Source organism: Neobacillus sp. GCM10027624 (assembly GCF_042675345.1).
Lineage (GTDB): Bacteria > Bacillota > Bacilli > Bacillales > Cytobacillaceae > Neobacillus > Neobacillus cucumis_D.
In genome coordinates this window covers 1-20,257 of the sequence record NZ_JBHTHD010000016.1, presented here as the reverse complement: position 1 = coordinate 20,257, position 20,257 = coordinate 1, and the positions used below count along the sequence as shown (strand labels likewise).

Annotated in this window: 15 protein-coding genes, 23 tRNA genes, 2 rRNA genes and 1 pseudogene; 36 read left to right on the top strand and 5 right to left on the bottom strand. The window is 37.1% G+C overall.

Annotated elements, in window-relative coordinates; translation table 11 throughout:
- The 28 genes from ACFQZ9_RS24945 to ACFQZ9_RS24810 all read left to right on the top strand — a co-directional run.
- Positions 1–129: ribosomal RNA gene (locus tag ACFQZ9_RS24945) — 23S ribosomal RNA — on the top strand; the annotation flags it as partial.
- A 205-nt stretch (positions 130–334) separates the two neighbouring features.
- A 5S ribosomal RNA gene (gene rrf, locus ACFQZ9_RS24940) occupies positions 335–451 on the top strand.
- 44 nt (positions 452–495) lie between these two features.
- Positions 496–570: transfer RNA gene (locus ACFQZ9_RS24935), tRNA-Glu, on the top strand.
- A 39-nt stretch (positions 571–609) separates the two neighbouring features.
- Positions 610–682, top strand: a tRNA-Val gene (locus tag ACFQZ9_RS24930).
- A gap of 21 nt (positions 683–703) precedes the next feature.
- Positions 704–779, top strand: a tRNA-Thr gene (locus ACFQZ9_RS24925).
- Between the two features lie 20 nt (positions 780–799).
- Positions 800–875 (top strand) — tRNA-Lys (locus tag ACFQZ9_RS24920).
- 75 nt (positions 876–950) lie between these two features.
- Positions 951–1,035: transfer RNA gene (locus ACFQZ9_RS24915), tRNA-Leu, on the top strand.
- Between the two features lie 36 nt (positions 1,036–1,071).
- Positions 1,072–1,146: transfer RNA gene (locus ACFQZ9_RS24910), tRNA-Gly, on the top strand.
- A gap of 5 nt (positions 1,147–1,151) precedes the next feature.
- Positions 1,152–1,240 (top strand) — tRNA-Leu (locus ACFQZ9_RS24905).
- Positions 1,241–1,254: 14 nt separating this feature from the next.
- Positions 1,255–1,328 (top strand) — tRNA-Arg (locus ACFQZ9_RS24900).
- A 12-nt stretch (positions 1,329–1,340) separates the two neighbouring features.
- A tRNA-Pro gene (locus ACFQZ9_RS24895) sits at positions 1,341–1,417 on the top strand.
- A gap of 23 nt (positions 1,418–1,440) precedes the next feature.
- A tRNA-Ala gene (locus tag ACFQZ9_RS24890) sits at positions 1,441–1,513 on the top strand.
- 18 nt (positions 1,514–1,531) lie between these two features.
- Positions 1,532–1,605, top strand: a tRNA-Met gene (locus ACFQZ9_RS24885).
- Between the two features lie 14 nt (positions 1,606–1,619).
- Positions 1,620–1,693, top strand: a tRNA-Ile gene (locus ACFQZ9_RS24880).
- Between the two features lie 7 nt (positions 1,694–1,700).
- Positions 1,701–1,793, top strand: a tRNA-Ser gene (locus ACFQZ9_RS24875).
- Between the two features lie 17 nt (positions 1,794–1,810).
- Positions 1,811–1,884: transfer RNA gene (locus ACFQZ9_RS24870), tRNA-Met, on the top strand.
- A 5-nt stretch (positions 1,885–1,889) separates the two neighbouring features.
- A tRNA-Asp gene (locus ACFQZ9_RS24865) sits at positions 1,890–1,963 on the top strand.
- A gap of 46 nt (positions 1,964–2,009) precedes the next feature.
- Positions 2,010–2,082 (top strand) — tRNA-Phe (locus ACFQZ9_RS24860).
- Between the two features lie 12 nt (positions 2,083–2,094).
- A tRNA-Tyr gene (locus ACFQZ9_RS24855) sits at positions 2,095–2,179 on the top strand.
- Positions 2,180–2,183: 4 nt separating this feature from the next.
- A tRNA-Trp gene (locus tag ACFQZ9_RS24850) sits at positions 2,184–2,257 on the top strand.
- Between the two features lie 10 nt (positions 2,258–2,267).
- Positions 2,268–2,343: transfer RNA gene (locus tag ACFQZ9_RS24845), tRNA-His, on the top strand.
- Positions 2,344–2,359: 16 nt separating this feature from the next.
- Positions 2,360–2,434 (top strand) — tRNA-Gln (locus tag ACFQZ9_RS24840).
- Between the two features lie 16 nt (positions 2,435–2,450).
- A tRNA-Gly gene (locus ACFQZ9_RS24835) sits at positions 2,451–2,524 on the top strand.
- A gap of 6 nt (positions 2,525–2,530) precedes the next feature.
- Positions 2,531–2,604: transfer RNA gene (locus ACFQZ9_RS24830), tRNA-Ile, on the top strand.
- A gap of 31 nt (positions 2,605–2,635) precedes the next feature.
- Positions 2,636–2,696, top strand: a tRNA-Asn gene (locus ACFQZ9_RS24825).
- 477 nt (positions 2,697–3,173) lie between these two features.
- On the top strand, positions 3,174–3,404 hold the full coding sequence (locus tag ACFQZ9_RS24820; protein ID WP_498946081.1) for a hypothetical protein: 231 nt from the start codon (positions 3,174–3,176) through the stop codon (positions 3,402–3,404).
- Between the two features lie 189 nt (positions 3,405–3,593).
- The gene (locus ACFQZ9_RS24815) at positions 3,594–3,827 is read left to right on the top strand and encodes a hypothetical protein (protein ID WP_498946079.1); all 234 of its coding nucleotides are present in this window, start codon (positions 3,594–3,596) and stop codon (positions 3,825–3,827) included.
- A 25-nt stretch (positions 3,828–3,852) separates the two neighbouring features.
- Positions 3,853–4,086 (top strand): aminotransferase class V-fold PLP-dependent enzyme, encoded by a 234-nt coding sequence (locus tag ACFQZ9_RS24810; RefSeq protein ID WP_498946083.1) that lies wholly within the window; start codon positions 3,853–3,855, stop codon positions 4,084–4,086.
- Between the two features lie 214 nt (positions 4,087–4,300).
- Here the strand turns inward: ACFQZ9_RS24810 and ACFQZ9_RS24805 are convergent, their stop codons facing one another.
- A complete protein-coding gene (locus tag ACFQZ9_RS24805; protein WP_498946077.1) occupies positions 4,301–5,164 on the bottom strand; it encodes a cation diffusion facilitator family transporter in 864 nt (287 codons plus the stop codon).
- A gap of 883 nt (positions 5,165–6,047) precedes the next feature.
- Between ACFQZ9_RS24805 and ACFQZ9_RS24800 the strand changes: the two genes are divergently transcribed.
- Both ACFQZ9_RS24800 and ACFQZ9_RS24795 read left to right on the top strand, forming a co-directional pair.
- Positions 6,048–7,409 (top strand): nucleobase:cation symporter-2 family protein, encoded by a 1,362-nt coding sequence (locus ACFQZ9_RS24800; RefSeq protein WP_498946075.1) that lies wholly within the window; start codon positions 6,048–6,050, stop codon positions 7,407–7,409.
- 465 nt (positions 7,410–7,874) lie between these two features.
- The gene (locus ACFQZ9_RS24795) at positions 7,875–8,243 is read left to right on the top strand and encodes an RHS repeat-associated core domain-containing protein (protein ID WP_498946073.1); all 369 of its coding nucleotides are present in this window, start codon (positions 7,875–7,877) and stop codon (positions 8,241–8,243) included.
- A 527-nt stretch (positions 8,244–8,770) separates the two neighbouring features.
- Here ACFQZ9_RS24795 and ACFQZ9_RS24790 read toward each other — a convergent pair.
- The gene (locus tag ACFQZ9_RS24790) at positions 8,771–10,066 is read right to left on the bottom strand and encodes an ArsR family transcriptional regulator (protein WP_498946071.1); all 1,296 of its coding nucleotides are present in this window, start codon (positions 10,064–10,066) and stop codon (positions 8,771–8,773) included.
- Between the two features lie 218 nt (positions 10,067–10,284).
- On the opposite strand from ACFQZ9_RS24790, the gene ACFQZ9_RS24785 reads away from it, so the two are divergent.
- From ACFQZ9_RS24785 to ACFQZ9_RS24760, 6 genes and pseudogenes are all read left to right on the top strand, one after another.
- Positions 10,285–11,529, top strand: coding sequence for an MFS transporter (locus ACFQZ9_RS24785; protein WP_498946069.1), 1,245 nt, complete (start codon positions 10,285–10,287; stop codon positions 11,527–11,529).
- A 55-nt stretch (positions 11,530–11,584) separates the two neighbouring features.
- Positions 11,585–12,994 (top strand): annotated as a pseudogene (locus ACFQZ9_RS24780) (M20 family metallopeptidase).
- Positions 12,995–13,283: 289 nt separating this feature from the next.
- Positions 13,284–14,147 (top strand): MBL fold metallo-hydrolase, encoded by an 864-nt coding sequence (locus tag ACFQZ9_RS24775; RefSeq protein ID WP_498946067.1) that lies wholly within the window; start codon positions 13,284–13,286, stop codon positions 14,145–14,147.
- 351 nt (positions 14,148–14,498) lie between these two features.
- Positions 14,499–14,705: a hypothetical protein gene (locus ACFQZ9_RS24770; protein WP_498946065.1), complete on the top strand. Its 207-nt coding sequence runs from the start codon at positions 14,499–14,501 to the stop codon at positions 14,703–14,705.
- A 561-nt stretch (positions 14,706–15,266) separates the two neighbouring features.
- Complete coding sequence (locus ACFQZ9_RS24765; protein ID WP_498946063.1) at positions 15,267–15,449, top strand: hypothetical protein; 183 nt, start codon at positions 15,267–15,269, stop codon at positions 15,447–15,449.
- Positions 15,450–15,521: 72 nt separating this feature from the next.
- Entirely contained in the window at positions 15,522–15,989 is a 468-nt protein-coding gene (locus tag ACFQZ9_RS24760) for a hypothetical protein (protein WP_327838215.1), read from the top strand.
- A gap of 220 nt (positions 15,990–16,209) precedes the next feature.
- Here the strand turns inward: ACFQZ9_RS24760 and ACFQZ9_RS24755 are convergent, their stop codons facing one another.
- The 3 genes from ACFQZ9_RS24755 to ACFQZ9_RS24745 all read right to left on the bottom strand — a co-directional run bounded on the left by ACFQZ9_RS24755 (position 16,210) and on the right by ACFQZ9_RS24745 (position 19,957).
- The gene (locus ACFQZ9_RS24755; RefSeq protein ID WP_498946061.1) at positions 16,210–17,427 is read right to left on the bottom strand and encodes an IS110 family RNA-guided transposase; all 1,218 of its coding nucleotides are present in this window, start codon (positions 17,425–17,427) and stop codon (positions 16,210–16,212) included.
- A gap of 666 nt (positions 17,428–18,093) precedes the next feature.
- A complete protein-coding gene (locus ACFQZ9_RS24750; protein WP_498946059.1) occupies positions 18,094–18,315 on the bottom strand; it encodes a hypothetical protein in 222 nt (73 codons plus the stop codon).
- Between the two features lie 742 nt (positions 18,316–19,057).
- A complete protein-coding gene (locus ACFQZ9_RS24745) occupies positions 19,058–19,957 on the bottom strand; it encodes a VanW family protein (protein ID WP_498946057.1) in 900 nt (299 codons plus the stop codon).
- Between the last annotated feature and the right edge of the window lie 300 nt (positions 19,958–20,257).

Here is a 20,257-nt window from a genome sequence, read left to right as displayed (position 1 = left end):
CTCAAGATGAGATTTCCCATAGCGTCAAGCTAGTAAGATCCCTGAAAGATGATCAGGTTGATAGGTCAGAGGTGGAAGCATGGCGACATGTGGAGCTGACTGATACTAATCGATCGAGGACTTAACCATAACGAAAAGCGGAGGCGACTGTTCAACTTCGACGAACGCTTACGAGCCGCGCGCTGCAAATCCTGCCTTTTGGATTTGTAGGGACGGATCGAAACGGCCGAGAAGTTAGGAGCCGAAGCTAGACAAGTCTTAAGGTGAACTCGTTTTTACTAAAAACTTCTTCTGTATTATCTAGTTTTGAGGGAATGATACCTCATATAAATAGTCTGGCAATAATGGCGAGAAGGTCACACCCGTTCCCATACCGAACACGGAAGTTAAGCTTCTCAGCGCCGATGGTAGTTGGGGGCTGTCCCCCTGTGAGAGTAGGACGTTGCCAGGCTAAGCCCTTTATTGGGCTATTATTTTTGTTATTTTTTAAACAATGGCCCCTTGGTCAAGCGGTTAAGACACCGCCCTTTCACGGCGGTAACACGGGTTCGAATCCCGTAGGGGTCACCAAAGTTTTTTCGCACAAGCGAAAATAACTTTTACCATAATGGAGGATTAGCTCAGCTGGGAGAGCATCTGCCTTACAAGCAGAGGGTCGGCGGTTCGATCCCGTCATCCTCCATTATTAATGTATTTAAATTTTGCCGGTTTAGCTCAATTGGTAGAGCAACTGACTTGTAATCAGTAGGTTGGGGGTTCAAGTCCTCTAGCCGGCACCATTTATTTTTTTTGTTTTTTTGAGCCATTAGCTCAGTCGGTAGAGCATCTGACTTTTAATCAGAGGGTCGAAGGTTCGAGTCCTTCATGGCTCACCAGAGTTTTTTGCGGTAGCAAAATAACTTTCAATATNCACCAGAGTTTTTTGCGGTAGCAAAATAACTTTCAATATTGCGGGTGTGGCGGAATTGGCAGACGCACCAGACTTAGGATCTGGCGCCGCAAGGCGTGGGGGTTCGACTCCCTTCACCCGCACCAAATTTTTTTGCGAAAGCGAAATAACTTCCCATATATGCGGAAGTAGTTCAGTGGTAGAACACCACCTTGCCAAGGTGGGGGTCGCGGGTTCGAATCCCGTCTTCCGCTCCATAGATGCCGGGGTGGCGGAACTGGCAGACGCACAGGACTTAAAATCCTGCGGTAGGTGACTACCGTACCGGTTCGATTCCGGTCCTCGGCACCATTTGATTTTAAAATGCGCCCGTAGCTCAATTGGATAGAGCGTCTGACTACGGATCAGAAGGTTATGGGTTCGACTCCTTTCGGGCGCGCTATTGTTTTTCCGGGAAGTAGCTCAGCTTGGTAGAGCACTTGGTTTGGGACCAAGGGGTCGCAGGTTCGAATCCTGTCTTCCCGACCAGTGGAGAATTGATATTACAACATGGGGCCTTAGCTCAGCTGGGAGAGCGCCTGCTTTGCACGCAGGAGGTCAGCGGTTCGATCCCGCTAGGCTCCATTCATTTTTATTATAAATGGCGGTGTAGCTCAGCTGGCTAGAGCGTACGGTTCATACCCGTAAGGTCGGGGGTTCGATCCCCTCCACCGCTATTAAAAATACTAATGGACCCTTAGCTCAGCTGGTTAGAGCAGACGGCTCATAACCGTCCGGTCGTAGGTTCGAGTCCTACAGGGTCCATATATATGGAGGAATACCCAAGTCTGGCTGAAGGGATCGGTCTTGAAAACCGACAGGCGGGTCAAACCGCGCGGGGGTTCGAATCCCTCTTCCTCCTCCATAAAGTTTTATTATTATCGCGGGGTGGAGCAGTCTGGTAGCTCGTCGGGCTCATAACCCGAAGGTCGCAGGTTCAAATCCTGCCCCCGCAATATATGGTCCGGTAGTTCAGTTGGTTAGAATGCCTGCCTGTCACGCAGGAGGTCGCGGGTTCGAGTCCCGTCCGGACCGTATTTTTATCCCAGTAGGATGACTACTGTTGATATAGATTTTGTATGGCTCAGTAGCTCAGTCGGTAGAGCAAAGGACTGAAAATCCTTGTGTCGGCGGTTCGATTCCGTCCTGAGCCATCTTTTTTTTATGGAGGGGTAGCGAAGTGGTTAAACGCGGCGGACTGTAAATCCGCTCCCTCAGGGTTCGGCGGTTCGAATCCGTCCCCCTCCACCATTTTAGGGGTATAGTTTAAAGGTAGAACTAAGGTCTCCAAAACCTTCAGTGTGGGTTCGATTCCTACTACCCCTGCCATATTATTATGGCGGTTGTGGCGAAGTGGTTAACGCATCGGATTGTGGTTCCGACATTCGTGGGTTCGATTCCCATCAGCCGCCCCATTTCATTAAATGATTTTGGGCTATAGCCAAGCGGTAAGGCAACGGACTTTGACTCCGTCATTCGTTGGTTCGAATCCAGCTAGCCCAGCCAATCTTACTTTTATAGTGCGGGTGTAGTTTAGTGGTAAAACCTCAGCCTTCCAAGCTGATGTTGTGAGTTCGATTCTCATCACCCGCTCCATATTTTGGGCCTATAGCTCAGCTGGTTAGAGCGCACGCCTGATAAGCGTGAGGTCGATGGTTCGAGTCCATTTAGGCCCATCATCATAAATATTTCTAATTGTTCCGCAGTAGCTCAGTGGTAGAGCAATCGGCTGTTAACCGATCGGTCGTAGGTTCGAATCCTCTAAGGCGCGTAAATGTAAAAAACTATTGAATATATAAAATAAAGTTTGATTAAAATCCTGTATTAATTTAAACAGGGTTTTTTTATGTTCTTATCGTTGTTGTAAGGTAATGGTGAATAGTTTGTGAAGGTTTTCACTTAAACTACCATGAAAATAAACTTCCTCAAGATTAGAAAAATGACAATTCTTAAGAAGACCCTGCTCAATCGTTAAAAAAAAGAGTAGAGCTTAATGAATAAGTCTATGAATTGGTTGACTGGATTAAGGTCTTTATCAGTATTGACCCTTCCATACCTTTTTCATTCTTTGTGGTGAAGCGCTGATTTTTGCGCTTCATGGATGGCTAACGGGAGCAAGAGTTGAAGATAAGGCTGTCATTTTGGCAGCTTTTCTTATTGCGCTAAAGGGGCAGTTTACTTGAATAAGGATAGTTATAAATGACTGGGGGAAAATATACCTAAATATAATTTAGGATGATGAAAAATGAATAGAAAGCTTTCTATTTTATTACTTATGTTCAGTGTTTTAATTTGTGGAACAACTAATGTTACTGTATTTGCCAGTTCAAAAGGAGGAAAGCCTCCTAAAAGCGTTTGTATAGAAGAATCTGAAAAGCAATGGAAAAAGTTTAACAATAAAGTTTTACAAGATATTGTTAAGAGTTATAACCTTGATTTTTATCAAGTTATCAAGAATTTACACACCATGACTTAAATTTAAAAGTAGGGGATAACTTTAATGACCATTCTGACAAAATTTCCTTACAGCATTTATTTGTAGGTAGAAGTATTGGAGATATGAGATTGTTCTTAGAGAATGGCTTAGAAGGAACAAATGGTTATTTTCTTTATAAAAGTATCGATGGAAACAATGTACTAAAGAAATTACATAAAAAGGGTGAAGTTGGAAATTTCCAGCGGACTTCTTCAATTGGAAACACTATTGCCCGTTGATGAGATGGTCTCTTGTATGTCCAAAGGGGTGCAAAGCGCACGGAGAATTTCCAACCAGCAGAGAGATGATCTTCATCTTAAGAAGACTAGAAAAGCGATTGCCGATTTGGTTGGTGCCAAACCAAATGAGGCAGTGTTTGGTCCAAATTCTACATCCATAATGTTCTCAGTAGAGCGCACTTAGTAAAACGTGGACCCATTAGGATAATATTGTCGTTAATGAAATGTACCACCGTTCAAATGTGGACTCATGGGCACACGCGGCCAATGATACAAATACAAAAATTCGTTTCATTTCGGTTGACAAAGAGAGATTAACTTTTGATTTGATTTTGTTAGACAATCTGATTGATGAGAATACCAAACTAGTCGCCGTAACACTTGCCTCCAATTTCGTTGGGGCCATTACCGATGTTGAAAGGATTGCAAAGCGGGAAAAGTGAAGTGGAAGCGTTAATAACTGTAGATGCCGTTCATGCTACCCGCATTTTCTGGTACAGTTCTATAAAATCGGTGCCGATTTCTTATTTTGTTCCGCATACAAGTTTTTTGGACCACACCTGGGTAATCTAATGCGAAGAAATTAGGCTTTTTTCATTGCACTATTAAAGCGCCATTTAATTGATTCAGGCTTTAATCTATTTGTTATATAGTCAATTAATTTAAATCGACATAGATATTATCTAAAGGTATTTTGGTATGATTTGATACTAATTCCTTTATCACTTTTTGAATGTTTTTAACTAACTTCGAAGAAGATTTTACTCTAATTAATGTGTATACTTCTTCTTCATTTATACACCATACTTTTACATCCTCAACAGTTAGATCTTGGTTGGTTTCTTGTAGAGATTTTACAATCCCATCAACGGAATAGCCATTAGGGGTCCCTTCCATTAATATATTAAAGGATTCTTTTGTGATTTTAACGCCACCAGCAATTATGATTATCGATGTTATTAAACTACCAATTGGGTCTAACCATGTTAGGCCAAAATATTTAATACCCAATGCTGCGATGACAACACTAACACTAGTAAATAAGTCAGCCAAAACGTGAATCATTGCACTTTTTACGTTCAAACTGGAATTAGCTTTCGTCAGAATATAGCCCACGATTCCATTTACAACTAAACCAATCGTACCGACAACTAACATTTGGTTCGGAATGATTTCTATTGGATTAAACATACGACTGATCGCTTCACCAATTATAAATATAGGGATAATCACTAATGTAAAACCATTAATAAATGCTGCTATTGGTTCAAATCGTTTGTAGCCAAATGTTTTATTTTTTGTTACTGTCTTTGTAGCTAGAATGGTTGCGATTAGTGAAAGAATCAATGAGAAAGCGTCTGAACCCATGTGTACACCATCGCCCATCATCATTAAGGAACCTGAAATAAATCCGTAGATAATTTCAGCTAAAGCAAAAAACAGGGTTAAGGATGCAGCCCAAATAAAAAGCTTTTTATTTTTTTTATAGTAGTTATCTAATTGCCCATCGTTACTACTCATTTAAGTCATCTCCTAGATTAGAATTATTATAAATTTATAATACGGTTACTGTTAGCTAAAGTCAAATATAATCGAGAATATATTTCTATAAGTGAGAATGATAATTTCCTTCAATTACTGTAATATTGGACTATGCGATAAATAATTGCTAATATTAATGATAATAATTATCATATTATTATATTTACCGAAGTATGGATTACTGTCACTTTTGATAAAGTAAGTATTCGTGGATAATAAGCACTGTTATAATCGCATTACAACTAAGATAGTGAAGGAATGTGCTTAAACTAATCGGGTACTTTAGAGGAGGAAGATAATCTGTGCTCCTTAAGAGTTCAAAGCAAAAAATTAGCCCTCAATGAGAACTTCTGCTAGGTATAACCTTGAAAATAAAATCCCAATAGAATACTTCATAAGATTAAAAAAGGTCACAATAAACCTGAGAATTAAGCCTTGAAATAACAAATTAAAACACACTGTGAATTCATATGTGAAAACCAGAGTGTTTTAATTTGTTATTTGATTGTTTGCACTTCTAAAGTAAACCCGTTAAAATTATACAGCGTTTTTTAAAATATTTATCAAAAAATTACAAAAGTTAATAATGTTGAAAATTATTAAAAATTCCCATATAATGTTCACATCATCGTATTTATCTACCTCACAGATTTAAATACTAGGCAAAGTAGAAAACGGTTTTTTTTAAAACAGATATGAAACACCGTTTCCTAATAAACAACAACTACGATGGTGCAATTAATGTCTATATACTCCCTTAGATATTTACACAATGAGAAACGTTTAGATCAAATTTACTATCTGCTACTCTGTTTTTTTGCCAAGAAAAATCTATCTTTTCTAATATTTAAGGAGGAAAATAATGAAAACGAAATCATCTAATGATGTAAACGCTGTCTTCAACGAAAAACTCCCGCTGGTAAAGTTATTGCCCCTCGGACTTCAGCATCTCCTTACAATGGTAGGATCCTTTATGGTTCCAGTTATTGTCGGTAGTTCAATTGGGCTCGACGCAAAAACCATTGCCTATTTGGTTTCCGCTATTTTACTTTCAAGTGGATTAGCCATCCTTATTCAAGTTTTTGGAATCGGTAAAGGAATTGGTTCTAGACTACCATTTGTAATGGGTTCATCGTTTATCACGCTTGGCCCAATGATCATCATTGGCAAACAATATGGACTTCCTACTCTTTTTGGCTCAATTATAGCGTCTGGAATTATTATTGTCCTTCTCTCATTTTTCTTTGATAAAATTCTATTATTATTTCCAAAGGTTGTTACAGGAACTTTCATTACCATTATGGGAATTACTCTTGCACCGACTGCCTTTAAAGATTTTGCAGGCGGTGAAGGAACTCCTGGTTACGGTTCACCTAAAAACATCATTATTGGATTAATTGTTTTACTCACCATTGTTTTGCTTCATAAGCATGGAAAAGGAATTATTAAAACATTGTCCATGCTGCTCGGAGTTGCGATTGGAACAGTAATTGCTGGATTGATGGGAATGATTAATACAAGCCCGATATTATCAGCAAATTGGGTCCAAGTCATCACTCCATTCCACTTTGGAGCGCCAGTCTTCAAGGTAAGCGCTATTATTACGATGACCATTTTCTGTATTATTAACCTTATTCAATGTTTCGGTTCCTTCTCAGTATTAGATGAGGCTTGTGAAACTGAATCATCTGAAAAGACAATTGTAAGCGGATTAAGAGGGCAAGCAATCACTCAAGTATTATCGGGTTTGTTTAACTCTGTACCTCATGCATTCTTAAATGAAAACATTGGCGTTATGGCCCTAAGCGGTGTGAAAAGCCGTTATGTATCGATCACAACTGGATGCTCTCTTGTCATCTTAAGCTTTTTACCAAAATTTGCAGCAGCTATTACCATCATTCCGGCATGTGTCCGCGGCGGTGCGATGCTTGCAATTTTCGGTATGGTAACAGCAGCTGGGATTTCAATTCTTTCAAAAGTTGATTTCCATAAGACTCATGCAACACTTATCATCGGTACGAGCATGTCTGTTGGCGTAGGTTCAAACTTCCAGCCTGATGTATTTGCTCATATGCCAGCCATGCTTCAGATGTTGCTAAGCAATGGCCTATTCTCAGCAAGTATCATTGCAATCGTATTGAATCTTTGTCTCAATTTCCAAACTATGTTTAAGTTACCGCGTTTACAATCAGAGGAACAAGAGCTGATCCGAGAAAGCTCTTAAAAAACGAGGCCCTATTGCAATGGGGCCTTGTTTTTTTAAAAATTCTGCTCGGTTGGGCCGAATAGGGGTAAGTCCGAGATAACTCCAATATCCGCCATATAGGAGTAATTCCAGCGTCCGTGATACCAGGGACAAACGAATGTGAATAAAAGGTAAACTGATGAAAAAAATTCCTGAAAGGACTAGTATTGGAACAAAACGCTTTGCTAGTAATGCTAATTTGCACATAATTGACTGATTTTTAACCTTCAAAATGGGCAAGTTCCGATTCCTAAAACAAATTCGGAACATCGTTAAATCGTTGTGGCTACAAGGTATTGGATGCTACTTTGCCCCTGGTGACAGCTATGCTGGGCCTGGGCCATTGGGACAAGCCAAAAGCTTTCCTATGAAACAGATAGCAATGGAACCCTGTTAGAAAATTATACGTATGATCAAAAAGGAAATAATTTAGTTTCCACCACCATGTGGACGAGTGAACAAGGTTTTACGTTTATTATCATTAATGGACATGGGGATGTCGCTTATTTATCGGATGGAAACGGTAATGTGTTAGCACAATATACGTATGAAGCTTGGGGAAACATCACAATCAGTACGGGAACATTGGCAGATCGAAACCCATACCGCTACGCTGGATATCGTTGGGATAACGCGATTGGGATGTATTATTTGAATACCCGTTATTACAATCCTTCAACCATGGGGTTAATAGCAAAGATCCGATTGACGGAATTAAATAGAAGAAACTCGTCAAAAAAATCTTTGCTTATCCAAAGCAAAAGGCCTCTTTTTCAACAAATGGTCCAGAATGTTGACGAACGTTATCCATAAAATTGGATATTTATGTTGAATTATAGAGTAAAGATTGTGAATATATTCACTTAAATTAACGTGGCAGATTAGTTTAATAAGGAGAAGGGTATCTTTGTACACAAAAACGGGCCCAATCGGTCGCGATGCCCACACGGGAGGAGCCACCCTTCGGTTCTTGCTTAACAATACACACCCGCAATATATACGGCAACCTGACACAGCGAAATCCGTATCCAAACGCTCGGTCCACTTCCGAGTAACTTATGTATAAAACTTAACTTTATTTTGGGCAAATTCACCAAGGTGAATTTGCCCTTTTTATCGTATCCATGGCTTCCACTCAATATAGAAATAGCTGTTTCATACGACTTAAATCTCATCAGGGAGCGTTCTCATTTTTCAATAAAACGGGGATCCTGTTTCATGTTTTTCTTCAGATAAATTCGATAAAATGCTTTTCATTCTGATTACTTGGTTATATTTTTATTAGGTTAACGGTTTAAGTATTATTGCACCAGAACATAAAAAGTTTCCAAATAATTCTCTCATAATAATAGTTTATAGACTTTCCTAGGGCGACCTTTCGAACCTGGATTTTCCTCTGCTATAACATGAGCAAGTCCATTTACCTCTAACTCACTCAAAACACGACGAGCACTACGCGTTGTTATTTGCATATATTGGGCAAGTTCATTGGCACTAATTTCTTCGTTTAAACGCTTTTTTATAATCGATTTCAATTTATGCAGCGTAGCTACACTGAGGGATGTTTTTTCTCTAATTGATTGCATTTCGTCTGATAAGTATGAATACGTAAGTTGTTCTTCTTTACCGAGAGGGCCTGTAATTCTCTTATCATCAAAGCAAACTGACCATGAACCTTTTCCCCACTTTCTGCTTTGTAATAAAGCATTCCATGCATTGATTTCAGCTTCGTATGCTGAATGACCAATTCCAATTCCACAAGTCTCGGCTTCTTCATTCACTCCTTTAAACGAATCGATTTCTGCTATACGTGTAAAGTCATGAGTAATATCTTGTAAAAAACCTCTTGTTGAAAAGATCACATAACGTCCTGGACCACTTGTCAGAATAGATCCTTGAATTTTTTTCGCATATGTACGCAATTTCTTTATAAATTCTAGTTCAATTTCATGAAGCTTGTCAGTTGTAAACGCTGTATTTACCAAGCCTACAAAAGCAGCATCATATTCAATAATTTGTACAGCGATTTGAGCTCGTTTAAAATGAAGCATTTCGTACATTCTACGAATTTCATATACAACAGAGGTAACAGAAATCTCTGTTGGAAAGATTCGATACGCAGGAACACCAAGCTTTTTTAATTGTTCATGAATTGGATGACCTGTAACAGCCACTTTAGTATGACCATTTTTATAGCATCGATAATGAAAGTCGATTAATTCCTGTAACTCTATCGTATCTGATTCAACATATTGTATAGCTGTTGTTTTAATATCAGCTTCTTGTAAGACTCGTTTAAGCTCATCACGAGAGAAAGCGTCGTAGCTTATTTCATCAACTTTTATATTATGCTCATGGGCAATATGGAGCAATAAGCTATATATAGCAGCACCATGGTGTGGGATGTAAAAAATAGGATCGGATAGTTTACCCCATTTTTGAACAATGTCATATGAAATTGGCCCCGTACAAAGCCACATTGTTATGTCATTCTTACGTGGTAAAACACGTTGATTTAAATCTTCCTCAGTTAAGAACTCTATTGGAATACAGGTTATATCGTTATATTTCTTCAAATATTGTTGAACTACTTCAATTGAATCACTTGGTCCAAGTAAACCCAGTAATATACTCAATGTTCTTCGCTCCTTCCCTTATATAGTGTAACAGAGATTGGGTATTAAAACCCTACGAAAAAACTCCGGAAATTTTCAGAATATTATACCAAAATCTTAAAAATATGATACAATAAAGGACGGAACCGTAAATAGACCTAAATAAAAAGAAAGGAGAACCAAACCTTCTATAGGACACGTGGATTTTCTTTAAAAGACGATTATTGAGGAGGACAACCATGGAAAGAGGACAAATGAGCAAGAAGAAAAGCAATTTTATTTTTTCATTACTATTCCTAGGATGGATTGTTGATTCTTTAACGATGTATGGTATTAATATTGCCATCATACCAATTAGTAAAGAATTACACTTATCCCAAACACAAAGTGGCATGGTGATTAGCAGCTTCTGGGTAAGCAGTGCATTTATGACACTTTTTACAGGGTGGATTGCAGACAAGTTTGGTTCGAGAAAAGTAATTGTTATCGCCACATTCATTATCTCTCTATTTTCATTGCTAACAGGAATGGTTGGCTCATTTGTTGCGATATTAGCGATGCGCTTTATTCTTGGGTTTGGTGATGGGGGATTGCCTACAGGCAGCGGTGTAGCAATTACAGAAATTTACAACAAAGATGTTCGTGCAAGGGCGAAGTCCTTTTTACTTGCTGCTCAGGCAATAGGCGGGGTTCTCGCACTATACATTACTGGTTACATCGCAGATACGTGGGGATGGCGTGTTATGTTCTATATTGTTGGTGGTGTTGGTCTTGTTGTAACTCTACTATTATCTAAATATTACAATCCACCAAAAGTAGCAAAAACGATACAAGAGGGTAAAATCCCCAAAATACGAATGAAACACTTATACACAAATAAAACATTATGGGTTGTTGTCATCATGTATTTTAGTTACAGTATCGCCCAGTGGGGCTTGTCTTCATGGATGCCGTCTTATTTAGAGAAAGCACGTGGTTTAAATTTAACGGAATTAGGTTCTCTTTCAATGATTCCACAAGCGGTTGGATTAGCATCTGCTATATTAACAGGCTATTTAATAGATAAATCCTTAGCAGGCAAACAGAAGTTTATCATCTTATTTTGTGCCATAATTTCAGGTATGTGCTTGTATTTAATGTTTAAAGCATCCTCTATTCAAATGGTTATTGTCTATCAAAGCATTTTCTCTTTAGGAGGATCAGCGATAGCTATGAGTATTTTAACTATACCGTTAAAATACGTTTCAGAAAATATCGTTGGGTCTTTTATGGGTACAATGTATTTCTCTAATGGATTAGCGGGAATTATTGCCCCAACAGCCATGGGCGCATTAATTGATACGTTTGGTGGATCGTTTCAGGCTGCGTTCATCTTCCTTATTGTCGCATTAGGTATCACGATTATTTGTTCTATATTGTTTAAAATTCCCAGGAAAAATACTAATAGTGTTTTTGAAAACGCTTCAAAAGAAATAGCTCAATAGATTTCAAAGCAATTATAGTAAAGTTTTACTACAAATCTTATAGGAAGTGAAAGACATGGATTATCGTAATCGTTTATCAGAGATAATTGAAGAAAAGCGTCAAAAGCTTATACAAGTGAGTGACAAAATTTGGAGTTATGCAGAATTAGGTTTTCAAGAAAATAAATCTGCACAATTGTTATGCAAAACATTAGAAGAAGAAGGATTTTCCGTTGAGAGAAGTGTAGGAAATATTGAAACTGCTTTCATCGGTAGTTTTGGTAGTGGAAAACCTATTATCGCGTTTTTAGGAGAGTTTGACGCCCTTTCAGGATTAAGCCAGTCAGGTGGCGAATCCCAATATAATCCGGTGGAAAAGGACGGAAATGGGCATGGATGTGGCCATAACTTACTCGGAACAGGTTCACTAGCAGCTGCTATGGCCCTTCGTTAATACATGGAAGAAAATAATATAGAAGAAACCGTTCGTTATTATGGTTGCCCCGGAGAGGAAATTGGCGGTGGTAAGACGTTCATGGTAAGAGAAGGATTGTTTGATGATGTAGATGTGGCATTCACATGGCACCCTCACACACGGAATGGTGTTGTGTCCATGGCTTCACTTGCATGTTACGAAGTATACTTTAAGTTTAAAGGAAAAAGCGCTCATGCAGCGAACAGTCCTCATTTAGGACGAAGTGCACTTGATGCTGTTGAACTTATGAATGTCGGTGTAAATTATTTGCGCGAACATATTATTTCTGATGCTAAAGTACATTATGCGATAACAAATTCAGGCGGCTTTTCACCGAATGTTGTGCAATCGGAAGCAGAAGTATTGTATTTCGTTCGAGCTCCGAGAGTTTCACAGACAGAAGAAATCTATCAACGCATTTGTGATATTGCAAGAGGCGCCGCATTAATGACAGGGACCTAGGTAGAAATTGATTTTGCCTCAGCTTTGTCAGATGTAGTGCCCAATACTACACTAGAAAAAATAATGCATGATAATTTCGTTAGGCTGGGTGTCCCTGAGCATGATGACGAAGAATTAAATTTTGCCAGAAATATTCGGGAAACACTTTCGGAAGAGGATAAAAAGGTAGAAGTTCAAATAAATAAAGAATTGGAAAATAAATACTTATCTGATGTCATTGATCCTTATGTTCCGGCAAATGGAATTTTGCCGGGATCTACCGATGTCGGAGATGTAAGTTGGGTCGTACCAACAGCACAATGTTGGACAGCATGCGAACCACTTGGAACACCTCTCCACACTTGGCAAATCGTTGCGACTGGAACCACATCTATTGCTCATAAAGGAATGCTTCATGCGGGTAAAGTGTTGGCAGCTACAGCCATAGAAGTGCTTAACCGCCCAGAACTTATTGAGAAAGCAAAAGCTGAGCTAGATGAACGCCGCAACGGTGAAGAGTATGTTTCTCCACTTCCAGTAGCAGTAAAGAAATATACTGCACGTATTTGAGGTAAGTCCGAGATAAGTCCAATAGGGCTCTAGCTCCTCTTTATAAAACAGTTCACAAAGGTGATAAGCATCAATTGCATCTGTTTTAACCTTTCGAGGGCTTGAGCTCTTGACACTGATTTGGCTTGAAAGAGTATTATCAAAGCTGGAAGTTATTCAATAAGACCGAAAAAGTACCATTTACGACATTGTATAACTCTTTTAAAGAATCCGATCTTTAAAATATAAAATACTTCGATATTCCTTAATTTAAAACTAGGGAAGAAATGATATATAAGGACGTGTTTAAATGCTAAATAAACTAACATCAAATGTATTTTACTTGTCTTTTAATGATGATACTGATCGCCCAAATTTAGGATGTGTAGTCGGTCAAGATGCAGCGCTATTAATTGACGCAGGAAACTCACCTATGCATGCAAAAAGCTTTTTAGATGATGTATCACAAACTATTGATGTGCCAATAAAATATATAGTCATTACACACTGGCATTGGGACCATGTATTTGGTTTACAGTCGTTACCATTTCATTCTATTGGGCAGGAATTAACACAAGAAAAACTAAAGTGGATGCAAACTTTATCGTGGGAAGATGATGCACTTGATTTGCGTGTACAGACAGGAGAAGAGATTGCCTTTTGTCGTGATATGATCAAAAAAGAGATGCCAAGTCGTCTTGATTTAACCATTACGTTATTGGCTGAAACATATCAGGATAAGTTAACAATTGATTTAGGTAATCAGCTAGCAGAGCTTCATCATGTCGAAAGTGATCATGCAAAAGATTCAACAATTATTTACATTCCAAATGAAAAAGTATTATTTTTAAGTGACTGTTTAGGTCCAGATTTATATAGTGGTGAATGGAGTTATTCATTCGGTAAGTTAGAGCGTCTACTTCATAAGATAAAAACCTTTGAAGTGGATATTTATCTTACAGGCCATCGTACTCCAGAACCGAAAGAAGAATTTTGGTCTTATTTTAATGAATTACTAGCGATAGGAGCAATCGTTGTTCAAACCATAGACATAGATAAAGCGTACGATTTGTTTTACCAGGAAAGAAAAATGAAACCAACGGAGGAACAACAAATGCTCATTCAATACTTTGTGAACGGTAATAAAAAGGAGTATACCAATGAAAAAATATGAAACAACGGAACAACAACTGATTAAAGATGAAAAAAGCAAAATAAAAAAATTATATAAAGAGAATCATCATCACGTAGGTGCGGCTTGAAGAACATCTAAGTGGGTCTCCTCCACATGCCCATCAAGCTAATATTTTAGAAAACCCCCAACACGAAAATTTTATCTATCTACAGTTGTCTAAGAGGATTCAGCTCTTTTTTCGTTTTGGAGTACTATGAATTTCTTAACTTAACGGCAAAGTGGCAGGACCGTAGGAATAAATTTGTTGATTAAATGAGTATAATTCTGTCATTCTACAGATGACATCCACATAATTTTAGTTTATTAGATGCTGGAGGAACAAAGTTTCAAATGAATAACTTGTTAACTGAGAAAGAAAGTAAGAAAACAGTATCTTATGTTGTCGATCGATTTTTGCAGGTAGGTATAGAACTTGACCTAATATTTGCTATAACCCGTATCATGTACGCTCAGTTTGGAGTGAGTTCCGAAGATGAGGTAGAAAAACTGGTTAAGGACCATCTAACACCATTGGGTTATATACTAACGGTAGATTAAAATCTACCGTTTTAATATGTTGTAATTTTAATTTTACTAATAGGCGAAGCAGTAACCTCCGTTTGTGGAAGCCACTTTGCGCAGTAAGCACACGTTTGTTGTAGCCCTGAAATAAAAGTTGATCAAAAATACCTAGCGAACCCGAATTTTAGAGCAAATAAAAAGAATCCATTTTGAAAAAAGATTGATCAAAATGGATTTCCCAATTATGAATGATGATTTGGTTTTTATCAAAAATTTTGTTCATTTTCTACCTGTGTTGTTCAACAATCGCGCCCGATTATGGAAGATCAATAATTCAATCTTCAATAAAAGCACCAAATCTTTTAGGTAAGAAGGATCTGTCACCGTCAGTTCGAACGCTACCCCCTTCACAAAAGAGCTAAATCTCCGCTCTCAATATCCAATGAAAAAATCAATAAAAATGTTGGTAGGTAGTTGCACAATCAAAACAGGAAGTAGATGGTTGACTAGTCAACTATTAGAACGAAAGGATTTTATAAGATAAATGATTTAAAGTTTCATGACTATCTGCAGTTAGCGCGATTATTAGTGAATAAAATGAATGAACAATTGACAGAAAACGAGCTATTCCATTCGCAATGGTTAATCATCAATTATCTTTACAATATTGAATCTGCAACATTAGTGGAAATTGCGAACTTTTTGCATGAACGGGTGCTTTACTTTAAGATCAGGTTGCTGCGGCAGCCTTTTTCTTATTGTGCTAACGGGGCAGGTTAATTGAATAGAAAATAATATTACTTAACCAAAAATGGCATAATATATAAAAGTTCAATTAGAAAGGACAAAAATATGGTTAAGGTAGTTATTTGGTTTTTATTTATTATTCCGTGGATTTCTTTGTTCTTTTTAAACGGTAAAGCGATTCGAAGATATATGCCTGTTGCTCTATTTGCCACCGTGTTGAACACTATATTAGCTCAAATGGCTTGGTCATATAACTGGTGGAAATTTAAAGAGACTCTTTTTACATGGGATAAATTAGCGCCATTATTTACAGTTTATGGAGTTTTCTTGGTGGGTACAATATGGATATTTTATTTTACATTCCGTAGATTTTGGATATATATAATTGTTAATTTAATTATCGACCTCTTCTACGGGATGGGTCTTACTAAAATGTTAAACAAGCTTGAGATAAGAGAAAACGGTAGTTTCTCTCCTCTACAAAATCTTTTAGCAATGACAATATTAGCAGTAATTCTTTATCTTTATCAGATATGGCAGGAAAGAATCTTTGAAAAAGAATATGTTAAGTAACATTCATTTGAAACCTTATATTAAGAAGAATTTTTGTTCAACAAAATGGATGCGATTGTTCAATAAGAGCAATCGTTTTTCTTATTCCGCTACCATGAAAATTAACTTCTGTAACATCGGTAAAAAGGCAATACTTAAATAGACGCAGCTCATTCATTTTAAAAAAAAGAGTGGGGCGCCTGATCAAGAGGTGTTTATGGATTACAAATCAAACAATGGTTTAGGATGCTTCGGAAATTGTCACAGTATAACCTAAGTTTTCTAATCTTCGAACCGAATGGCGTACAATAGAGACTTGTCTTTGTTTATCGAAATAATCTTCGCCTAGGTCGACATACATTTCTTTTCGGGTTAGAAGGTAATATGCGATTCGCAACATCGCATGGGCGACTACAATTGCTGCCTTTTTCTTTCCTTTTCGTCCAGCTGTGCGTCTATACAATGCACCCAGATAGTTTTTTGACCCTCTTACTGATTGAGCTGCTTCTGTTAATGCAGATCTTAAATACTTATTTCCCTTTTTAGATCTACTAGATTTCCTTTTACCTGCGCTCTCATTGTGTCCAGGGACTAAAGCTGCCCATGAACATAAATGTGCGGCTGTCGGGAATTGATTTCCAACATCGGTACCAATTTCAGCTAAGATTTGTTCAGCCATTCTTGTGGCGATCCCAGGAATTGAATCAAGTCTTTCTATATCATCCTGATAAGAGTTTACTCTTTGAGCTATCTCTTGATCTAACATTTCAATTTGCTCAGAAAGAAAATCAATGTGAGTTAAAATCGTTTTTAACATTAAGCGTTGGTGAGGGTTAACGTAGCCCTGAAGTGCCAATTCGAGTTCTTCTTTTTTTCGTTTCATTGTTCGACGAGCGAAGTTCGCTAGTTTCTCAGGATCATCTTCACCTTCGGCAATTGCTCGAAGCATATCCTTTGATGAAACGCCCATAATATCAGAAACAACTGAACCTAGTTTGATATTGGCTCCTTCTAGAACCTTTTGAATTCTATTATGCTGTCTAGCTCGTTCTTCAATAATACTTCGACGATAGCGTACAAGTTCCCGCAGTTCTCGTTGATTCCGATCAGGTATGAAACTTGCTTTCAGGAGGCCATGGCGAAGAAGTTGGGTTATCCATTCGGCATCTTTAACATCCGTTTTACGTCCCGGAAGGGACTTCATATGTTGGGCATTTACCACTAAAAACTCGATTTCCTCGGACTCTAATAAGTTAACAATTGGTTTCCAATAAACACTGGTGCTTTCCATAGCCACGTGAGTACAATTATTCTCCTTAATCCAGTCCAATAGCTTTAATAGAAAAACCGTTTTAGTAGAAAATGTTCGAATTTCCTTTCCTTCTGAAGTCATAATACAAGCAGTGATATTGTCCTTATGAACATCTAATCCACATGCTCTTTCAATGATTACATCCATTGAAATCTTCCTTTCTAGGCTTGAAAATTGGAGGCTGGTGCAACAATCAGAATTAGGATTAATCTACCATGAGTGCTTCCCGTAAGGGAGCGACAGTTTGTGGTGCACCGTGGTCGTTGGAGTCAGACTAACGGATGGGCTCTAAGGCACTATAGTTGATCGACCTTCCTCTCCCAGCCTTAGAAGCAGTATGGACTAATTCAATACATTTTCATTCTTTGTGGTGAAGCGCCGATTTTTGCGGTTCATGGATGGCTAACGGGTGCTTTACTGGAACAACGGTAATGTTTTTTTTATTGAAGTAACGGGGCAGTTTAGTGGAATATGCAAGATGAAAAACCATCTCTTTTTATGTTGCCTTTGATGAATAGTGTGAAGTAATAAAAATAAAAATAAAAAAGCGTCAAAAATGATGCTTTCAAGGAAAGTAAAAAATAAGGTTGTGGTATGAACTGATTATATTTTTATGTAAGCAAGTTAAAAATGAAATGGACATGTGTTGAACATAGCCAATCATAAAAAGAAAAAAACTGCCCATTTTTAGGACAGCTTTTCCATCATTATTCTAGCCTTAACCTTCGATTAGTGACCTTTCCCACCAAAGGTCACTTTTATTATGGTTTAAGGAAATAGGTGTTATTTATAAATCAGAGAAAATTTAATTTATTATTTCACTAATATCTTTTCATTTGTAATACGGACATAACGTACTAAATATGAATTTATAATATAATTCCCTTTATCATTTTGCACATTAAAGAATTTGTGCCGTTCCATCCTGTCAATTATTATTTTTTCAACATCTTCTTTTTTAACATCCAATTCTTCTATTACTTTTTCGGTGATAATCTTATTATCGAGAGTATAGCAAACTGTAAATTCCTTCAAGCTAATTTCCCTTTCTAATCCATTGTTAAAAATTTCACATTTAACACCATTATTTGTGGTTAAAATTAATTATTACTTAGTTTTTTTCTTTCTGTGACTTTATACATGAAATGGACATCCATATTGATAAAACGATGGATAGGACTCCAGTAAATTCATAACTTAACCGATGTATCGGATTTATAAATAATTCATACGTACCAAATAAAAAACCTAAACAAATGAATATAAGATCTATGATTGAAATTTTCATATTCATCTCCTTAAATTTTAACCTTAACAGGACTTACCATATTATACGAAAGTTACCCTAAATTTTTGACCATTAAATTTTTACAAGTACAGTTCAAAAAATATCATCAGTGGTTCTTCAATCAATTTTTAGCATTTTCTATATTCAAGTATGGAAAAATCATTACTCGCCACCCTAGAAAGGGAAGTTATTCGATTAATTGAAAAGAGAAAACTACAAAAGAAGTTGCTAATATTCTTTATATTAGCGAAACTGCTGTATGTATCCACGTAAAAAATGTATAAAAAACTTACGTAAGGGAAAGAACACAGGATTTATGAATTAATAAGATTGGGGAATTTCCGATTAAAATAATGAGGTAATCTTTTTCCACTAGAGGAGGCGATGCTTTAAGACGGCATCGCCATTTCTTTGTTCAATAACTTGTTAGATTTCGAAGGAATAAATCTCCTTATCTTATATGCCGTAAGTGAAAAGTCCCTAATTGCCTTACTTTGGGGGATTTTGATTATAAGGTAGGTTTGGAACCTTTTTTGGAAAAAATTTAATTACATCTGAAGAATATAACTCGATAATTAAATTGTTTCCTAATGTTTTTGCTTGAATTAGTATTGGTTGGTTGTAGTTATTTTTAAAAACAAAATCTGGTCCATTCCAACTAACAGTCGCATCCCTCCCTGGTGGTATATAATTTACGGGCCTGCTGTGTGAAAAACGCTTAATAACCTTTAATCCAGCATTATCCACTGCATTAAAAAGGGTAGATGATACTTGACAGATTCCACCACCAATATCTTCTGATAATTCTCCTTTACTGATTACTGAGGCAGGCAAATATCCTTTTTCAGATGTTCTTTTTCCAACAGCCTTATTGAAGGAAAAACTTTCACCTGGGAAAAGTACAAAATTATTAATCGCCTTTGTTGCAAGGTATATATTATTGGTTCGCCTCTGATTATATGAATTGAAAGATGTCACATATTCTCCAATCTTTTCATTTCGAATTTCTCCAAGTAATTCACTGTCCACCTTTGGATAAATTGGTTGTAAAGGTACCTCTAACCTAGATATTTCTTTGTTAAAATAATAAGAATAAACTTGTTCTGTAAATGTTTGACGATTTAAACGGTAACCAACTTGCTCTTGTATAATATTTCCTTTTTGATCTATAATTGCATTTTTAGGCATTTTAGAGACCTTTTTGTTGATTTCATCCATTAACACGTTAAGCTTTTCTGTATTTATAATTGGTAATTCATGGTGGTACATGGAAAAATTAAAACGGTTCTTCGTTGAGAGAGTGTGTCCATTAGTAGTAATTAATAAACTGTCTGACATATTTACTTGTTGAGAAAAAAATAATAACCCAAGTAAAAAAGGGAAATTCATATGCTGGATTCTCCTTCCTTTAATAACTGTTCAATACACCTCTTTACGACTTTATTATTCAATTGTATTGTTACCTCCCCTTAAAATGATATGTACTTATTGAACGGTAGGTTGAATAATAAGAATTCAGCACACAAAAAAAGCGTAAAAAAATTTACGCTATCTTCGAGATGAGGGGCTTATTTTTCATTTTCAAAAAAAGATTGTGAAGGATTGTACTTAAACTACCATGAAAATAAACTTCCTCAAGATTAGAAAAATGACAATTCTTAAGAAGACCCTGCTCAATCGTTAAAAAAA

Coding starts and splice junctions, on each gene's coding strand:
- ACFQZ9_RS24820 (WP_498946081.1), top strand. CDS start 3,174: ATGAATAGAAAGCTTTCTATTTTATTACTTATGTTCAGTGTTTTAATT.
- ACFQZ9_RS24805 (WP_498946077.1), bottom strand. CDS start 5,164: ATGAGTAGTAACGATGGGCAATTAGATAACTACTATAAAAAAAATAAA.
- ACFQZ9_RS24800 (WP_498946075.1), top strand. CDS start 6,048: ATGAAAACGAAATCATCTAATGATGTAAACGCTGTCTTCAACGAAAAA.
- ACFQZ9_RS24795 (WP_498946073.1), top strand. CDS start 7,875: ATGTGGACGAGTGAACAAGGTTTTACGTTTATTATCATTAATGGACAT.
- ACFQZ9_RS24785 (WP_498946069.1), top strand. CDS start 10,285: ATGGAAAGAGGACAAATGAGCAAGAAGAAAAGCAATTTTATTTTTTCA.
- ACFQZ9_RS24775 (WP_498946067.1), top strand. CDS start 13,284: ATGCTAAATAAACTAACATCAAATGTATTTTACTTGTCTTTTAATGAT.
- ACFQZ9_RS24770 (WP_498946065.1), top strand. CDS start 14,499: ATGAATAACTTGTTAACTGAGAAAGAAAGTAAGAAAACAGTATCTTAT.
- ACFQZ9_RS24765 (WP_498946063.1), top strand. CDS start 15,267: ATGAATGAACAATTGACAGAAAACGAGCTATTCCATTCGCAATGGTTA.
- ACFQZ9_RS24760 (WP_327838215.1), top strand. CDS start 15,522: ATGGTTAAGGTAGTTATTTGGTTTTTATTTATTATTCCGTGGATTTCT.
- ACFQZ9_RS24755 (WP_498946061.1), bottom strand. CDS start 17,427: ATGGATGTAATCATTGAAAGAGCATGTGGATTAGATGTTCATAAGGAC.
- ACFQZ9_RS24745 (WP_498946057.1), bottom strand. CDS start 19,957: ATGAATTTCCCTTTTTTACTTGGGTTATTATTTTTTTCTCAACAAGTA.